9 protein-coding genes are annotated in these 5,350 nt (G+C 72.0%); all 9 read left to right on the forward strand.

Going from position 1 to position 5,350, the window contains the following annotated elements:
- Positions 1 to 1,182 (forward strand): menaquinone biosynthesis decarboxylase (locus IRZ18_08285; protein ID MBX5477100.1); only part of this gene is annotated, 1,182 nt, incomplete at its 5' end.
- Positions 1,169 to 2,041 (forward strand): UbiA family prenyltransferase, encoded by an 873-nt coding sequence (locus IRZ18_08290; GenBank protein MBX5477101.1) that lies wholly within the window; start codon positions 1,169 to 1,171, stop codon positions 2,039 to 2,041. The genes IRZ18_08285 and IRZ18_08290, both read left to right, overlap by 14 nt.
- Positions 2,038 to 2,703: a UbiX family flavin prenyltransferase gene (locus tag IRZ18_08295; GenBank protein MBX5477102.1), complete on the forward strand. Its 666-nt coding sequence runs from the start codon at positions 2,038 to 2,040 to the stop codon at positions 2,701 to 2,703. Before IRZ18_08290 ends, IRZ18_08295 begins: the two co-directional genes overlap by 4 nt.
- Before the next feature lie 31 nt (positions 2,704 to 2,734).
- Complete coding sequence (locus tag IRZ18_08300) at positions 2,735 to 3,262, forward strand: hypothetical protein (protein ID MBX5477103.1); 528 nt, start codon at positions 2,735 to 2,737, stop codon at positions 3,260 to 3,262.
- A 72-nt stretch (positions 3,263 to 3,334) separates the two neighbouring features.
- Positions 3,335 to 4,132: a hypothetical protein gene (locus IRZ18_08305; GenBank protein ID MBX5477104.1), complete on the forward strand. Its 798-nt coding sequence runs from the start codon at positions 3,335 to 3,337 to the stop codon at positions 4,130 to 4,132.
- A 38-nt stretch (positions 4,133 to 4,170) separates the two neighbouring features.
- Positions 4,171 to 4,605, forward strand: a complete 435-nt coding sequence (locus tag IRZ18_08310) for a hypothetical protein (protein MBX5477105.1) — start codon at positions 4,171 to 4,173, stop codon at positions 4,603 to 4,605.
- Complete coding sequence (locus IRZ18_08315) at positions 4,605 to 4,859, forward strand: hypothetical protein (GenBank protein MBX5477106.1); 255 nt, start codon at positions 4,605 to 4,607, stop codon at positions 4,857 to 4,859. Before IRZ18_08310 ends, IRZ18_08315 begins: the two co-directional genes overlap by 1 nt.
- Positions 4,852 to 5,115, forward strand: a complete 264-nt coding sequence (locus tag IRZ18_08320) for a hypothetical protein (GenBank protein MBX5477107.1) — start codon at positions 4,852 to 4,854, stop codon at positions 5,113 to 5,115. Before IRZ18_08315 ends, IRZ18_08320 begins: the two co-directional genes overlap by 8 nt.
- Positions 5,051 to 5,350 (forward strand): hypothetical protein (locus IRZ18_08325; GenBank protein ID MBX5477108.1); only part of this gene is annotated, 300 nt, incomplete at its 3' end. The genes IRZ18_08320 and IRZ18_08325, both read left to right, overlap by 65 nt.

Genomic DNA, 5,350 nt, shown 5'->3' on the forward strand with positions numbered 1-5,350 from the left:
CCGGGACCGGGCGGCGGCAGCCTCCTTTCGAAGCTGTCGCTTCTCCCGAAGCTTCAGGAACTCGCCGGAATCGCACCCAAGGTCGTGCGCAGCGGACCCGCGCAGGAAGTCGTGGCCACCGGCGATGAGGTCGACCTGTTCCAGCTTCCCGTCATCACCGCCTGGCCCAAGGACGCCGGCCCGTTCATCACGCTGGCCATGGTCGTGACGAAGGACCCCGAGACCGGCGCCCGCAACGTCGGCGTGTACCGCATGCAGGTGCTCGACCGCCGCACCACGGCCATGCACTGGCAACTGCACCACGGCGGGGCCGCGATCTTCCGCAAGGCGCAGGCGCGGGGGGAGCGGCTTGAGGTGGCGGCCGTCCTGGGCGGCGACCCGGCGTCGATCTACGCGGCGACGGCGCCCCTTCCCGACGGCATGGACGAGTTCCTCTTCGCCGGGCTCCTGCGCGGCCAGGCGGTGGAACTGGTGCGCGCCCGCACCGTCGATCTCGAGGTCCCGGCGCACGCGGAGATCGTCCTCGAGGGCTACGTCGACCCGTCCGAGCCGTTCGTGGAGGAAGGGCCGTACGGCGACCACACCGGCTTCTACTCGCTGGCCGACCGGTACCCGGCGTTCCACGTGACCGCCATCACGCGGCGCAGGTCGCCGATCTACCCCACGACCATCGTGGGCCGGCCTCCCATGGAGGACTACCAGTTCGGCCACGCGACGGAACGGATCTTTTTGCCCTTGCTGCAGGCCGTGCAGAACGAGATCGTGGACTACCACATGCCGCCCGAGGGCGTGTTCAACAACCTCGTCTTCGTCGCCATCGAGAAGCGCTATCCCGGCCAGGCGTACAAGGTGGCGGCCGGACTCTGGGGCCTCGGCCAGATGAGCCTGCAGAAGGTGATCGTCGTGGTCGACGCCGACGTGAACGTGCACGATCCCGCGGAGGCCTGGTGGGCGGCGTTGAACCACATCGATCCCGCCCGGGACGTCCACTTCTTCCCGGGGCCGGCGGACGTGCTCGACCACGCGTCGCGGGCGCACGGGTTCGGCACCAAGATGGTCATCGACGGGACGCGCAAGCTGCCCGAGGAGGGCCACGGGAGGCCGTGGCCGGAGCGCATCGACATGGATCCGGCGGTCTTGCGCACCGTCGCGGAGAGGTGGCGCGAACTTGGCCTCGCGTAAGCGATGGCGGGACAAGGCGAAGGCCCTGTGGGACACCACCGTGCCGCTGCACGCCGTCTTCGGGTTGAGCGCCACCTGGGCGGCGGCGTTTCTCGCCACCGGAGGTTCGACGCGACCGCGTGATCTCTTCTGGATCACCGTGGCCCTCATCTTCGGCCGGGCGGCCGGCTTCGGCCTCAACCGCGTGATCGACGCGGCGCTGGACGCCCGCAACCCGCGCACGCGAGGCCGGCCCATCCCCACCGGCCGGCTGAGCAAGGCGGAGACCCTCGCCTTCAGCGTCGTGTGCCTGGGCGTGCTGGTCGTGGCGGCGTGGGAGCTGAACCCGTACACGCTGCTCTTCTTTCCCATCGCGGTGGCCGGGCTCGTCGTCTACCCGTACGGCAAGTACTTCTCGTGGACGTGCCACTACTGGCAGGTGTGGCCTCAGACGTGCGGGCCTCTGGGCGCGTGGCTGGCCCTGCGGGGGGACTTCGCCCTGCCGGGCCTGGCGTTCTCGCTCGGGTACGGGCTGTGGGTGGCGGCCTCGGACATCCTTTACCACGCCGGCGACCGGCCGTTCCAGCTGGCGGCCGGCGTCCATTCGGCCCCCACGGACCTGGGCCTGCCGCGCGCGCTCTGGCTGGCCCGCGTCACGCATGTCGCCAGCCTTGCGCTCATGGCGCTGGCGGGCTCGGCGCTGCATGTCGCGGCCCCGTACTGGTGGTTCCTCCTCGCGGCGGCGGGGCTGCTCGTCTTCCAGCACGCGCAGGTGCGTCCCGAAGGAGCGTCCGTCGCCAAGTCCGTCTTCGCGTTCAACACGAACGCGGTCGCCGGGCCGATTCTCGTGCTGGCCGCGCTTCTGGGGGTGGCCTCGTGAGGGCGCGCTACGTCGTGGCCAGCACGGGCGCCAGCGGGGCGCCCTACACGCGCCGCGTGGTCGAGGCGCTGCTTGCTGGGGATTGTCGCGTGGACCTGATCGTCTCCCCCGCCGGCCGGGTGGTGCTCGCCGACGAGCTCGGCTGGCAGCCGGACGGCGACGGCTTCGCGCCGGCGGAGGTGGACCCGCGCAGCGGCTGGCACCGGCCGCGCCGCCTGCTGGGCGGCTACCAGGCCGAGTTCTGGCGCTACCGCGGGCGCGGGGAGCTCTACCTCTACGACGTGCGCGACGTGTCCAGCGACGTGGCCAGCGGCAGCACGCGCGTCGACGGCATGGTCGTCGTGCCCTGTTCCATGTCCACCGTGGCCGCGCTCGCCGTCGGCCAGTCGGGCAACCTCATCGAGCGCGCGGCGGATGTCGCCCTGAAGGAGGGGCGACGCCTCGTCGTCGTGCCGCGGGAGACGCCGCTTCACGCCATCCACCTGCGGAACCTCCTCACGCTTGCCGAAGCCGGCGTGCGCGTCGTGCCGGCCATGCCGGCCTTCTACCACCGGCCCAGTACGGTTGAGGAGCTCGTCGACTTCGTCGCCGCCCGCGCGCTGTCCGCGCTGGGCGCGCCCGTGGATCTGATGCGACCCTGGACCGGGCTGCCGGACGCCTGACGCGCATACGCTTGCGCGGGGGGATGGAAGGATGAACCGCCGCGATGCGCAGGGACGTCGCGTGGCGATCCTGTCCGGTGCGTTGGTGCTGGTCCTGGTCGCAAGCGCGTTCCTCCTGGCCCAGAACCGCGCCCTTTCCCAGCGCCTCGACGCCGCGGACCGCCAGTCGCAGGCCATGCGACAGCAGCTGAACGTGCTCGCCGCGCACGCCCAGGACGTGCGGTCCCCCGAACTGCTGCTGCACCGCTTCCTCGTCGCCTGGATCGCCGGCAGCGGCGCGGAGGCGAATCTTTACATGTCGGCCGAGCTGCAGCCGGCGTGGCGCGCGGCGTTCGCTGCGAACGGCTGGCATCCCGGGCCGAAGGGCGTCACGATCGACCACTACCGCGTGGACGAGAGCCAGGTGACGTCCAACGGTGCGCGCTACCGGCTCACCATGTTCAGCGGAGCAGACGAAGGAGAGCCGGCCTACACGATGACCGTGACCATCACCGGGCACCCGGGCGCGTTTGCCGTGAGCGAGCTCGTTCTCGGCGGCGCGGCCGCCGCCTCCCAGTAGGCGGCGACGGGGCGACGACCGTCGTGGGTATAATGGACGCAGCAGACGTGGCCCGCGGCGGAGGGTTGCCCGGTGTTGCTGCTGTTCGCGGGGGCGATGGGGCTCCTGCTCGTCGCGATGCTTGCCGCGGCGACCATCCGCGACGAAGCGCGCCGTTCGCCGCGCGTGCGCGCGCTCGTGTGGCGCGAGGCCGGCCCCGCCGCGGCCTGCGCCGCCGTCCTGGCTTGGTTTCTCGCGCCGCGCCGCGCGGCTTCGTTCGCCGCTTGGACGATCGCCTTCTTCCTTCCCCTCTTTCTCATCTCGGCTTACGTCACCGTCCACGTCCTGAAGCGCGAGGCGCTGCGCAGCATCGACGAACCGCTCGCCCGCTTGCGGCGCCGGCTGGCCCATCTGCAGCGCGAGTTTGACGAGGTCACGTGGGAGGTGCGCCGTCTGGAGCGATCGCAGCCGGCCGCACCTGAGGAGGACGACCCGCTCGCAGGCTGGCAGCGGACCGTCTCCACGTGGGAGGCCCAGCCGGGCCTGGCCCGAATCCGGTCGCTGAAGGTGGAGGAGTGGAGGGAAGCCTACGCACGGATGGACGATCTCGCGCTCGAAGCCCAGCGCCGGGCGCTGATCGCCGAAGTGCCCGGCGATCCTGCACGCGAAGAACAACGCCGCGTGCAGATCGCGCTTGTGGAGATCGAGCGCGCCCGCCGTCGCCGCCGCCGCTCCGACGACGACCGCGCCGCCGGGGAGACGAGCGCCTTGGCGCGGGCGCGGGCGCGGCGCGCGGAGCTTGAGCGCGAGATCCGCGCCCTGCAGGAGGAGATCCAGTCGCTTCTGCGCCGCCGGCAGGAGGCGCAGCGCGACGGCGTCTCCCTGGACTGACGGCGCACCAGATCCATTCGGGGGAGGGAGGAGCCGGGATGAGCCACGTCAGCGTGTACCGCACCGACATCACCTTCCGGCACGTCGCGGAAGGGGGAGCGCTTGAGGACGACCCCGCCTGGCCGATTCTCGAGGCCGCCGTCCGCGCGGTGGCCGAGGCGCACCGCGGCCGCGTCGATCGCACGGTGCGCGACCTGTTCGGCCGTGCCACGCCGTGCGACCTCGCCGTCCACCTGCCCGGGTTGCGCGGCGGGGTGGGCGTGACCGTCGACCGGTCGACCGGGCGTCTCCACATGCTGTACGACGACTACGGCCGTGTCGAGGAAGTCCAGGGCATCCGCGAGGAGATCCTCCAGAACTTCGCCGCGATCGCCGTCACGCGCGCGCTGCAGGCGCTCCATTACCAGGTCGACCTCGAGGAGTCCGGCACCGGCCGCGACCGGCGCGTGCTCGTGCGGGGGGTGCTCGCCTGATGCGCGAGGTGCGCGTGAAGATCGGCGAGCGCGGCCGGATCGAGACCGATTTCCGCGGTTTCCTGGATGACGACTGCCTGGACGAGGCCGACCGCCTCGCCGCGGCCCTGCACGCGCTCGGATTGACCGTCGAGCTGGGCGAGCGCCGGCTCAAGACGGCGGTCGAGCGCCGGCAGGAGAGCGGCGAGCCGCTTCCCGGCGCGGCTCCCACCGCCGCGGAAGACGCGCGGACAGGAGGCGCGGGCCGTGGCTGACGCCCAGACCGGGGCTGGCGCGGGAACCCGTCCGCGTCCGTCGCCCGCCTCGCGGCGGGTGACACAAACCGCGGCGCGGCCGGCCGCCCGCGCGAGCGCGGCCGGTCTTCCGCGACGTCTGCTGGAGATCGACGTCTTCGCCGGCCGTCTTGAGATCACCGAACGCTACGGCGACGGCGCCGCGGAGGCGCTTGCGCGGGCGCTGGACGCGCTGGGCCTGCCCACGGAGCGCGTGTTCCAGTCTCCGTGCGGGTGACGTCGGCCGCTGCGGCCGCACCGGCGACGGCAGGGAGGGAACGCCGCTGAGCGACCCCACGAAACAGGGCCTGGCCACGGACTGGCTGGAACGGGCCCTTCTGAAGCGCACCAGCAACTTTTCGCCGGTCATCTGTTTCGAGACCGCCGATCCCCGCCGCCTCATCCAGCTCAAGGAGTTCGTCCGCACCCATGAGGCGCTGCGCCGGGCGGACAACCTCTTCCTGTACGACCCG

It is taken from the genome of Clostridia bacterium (assembly GCA_019683875.1).
Taxonomy (GTDB): Bacteria; Bacillota; Sulfobacillia; order RBS10-35; family Bu92; genus Bu92.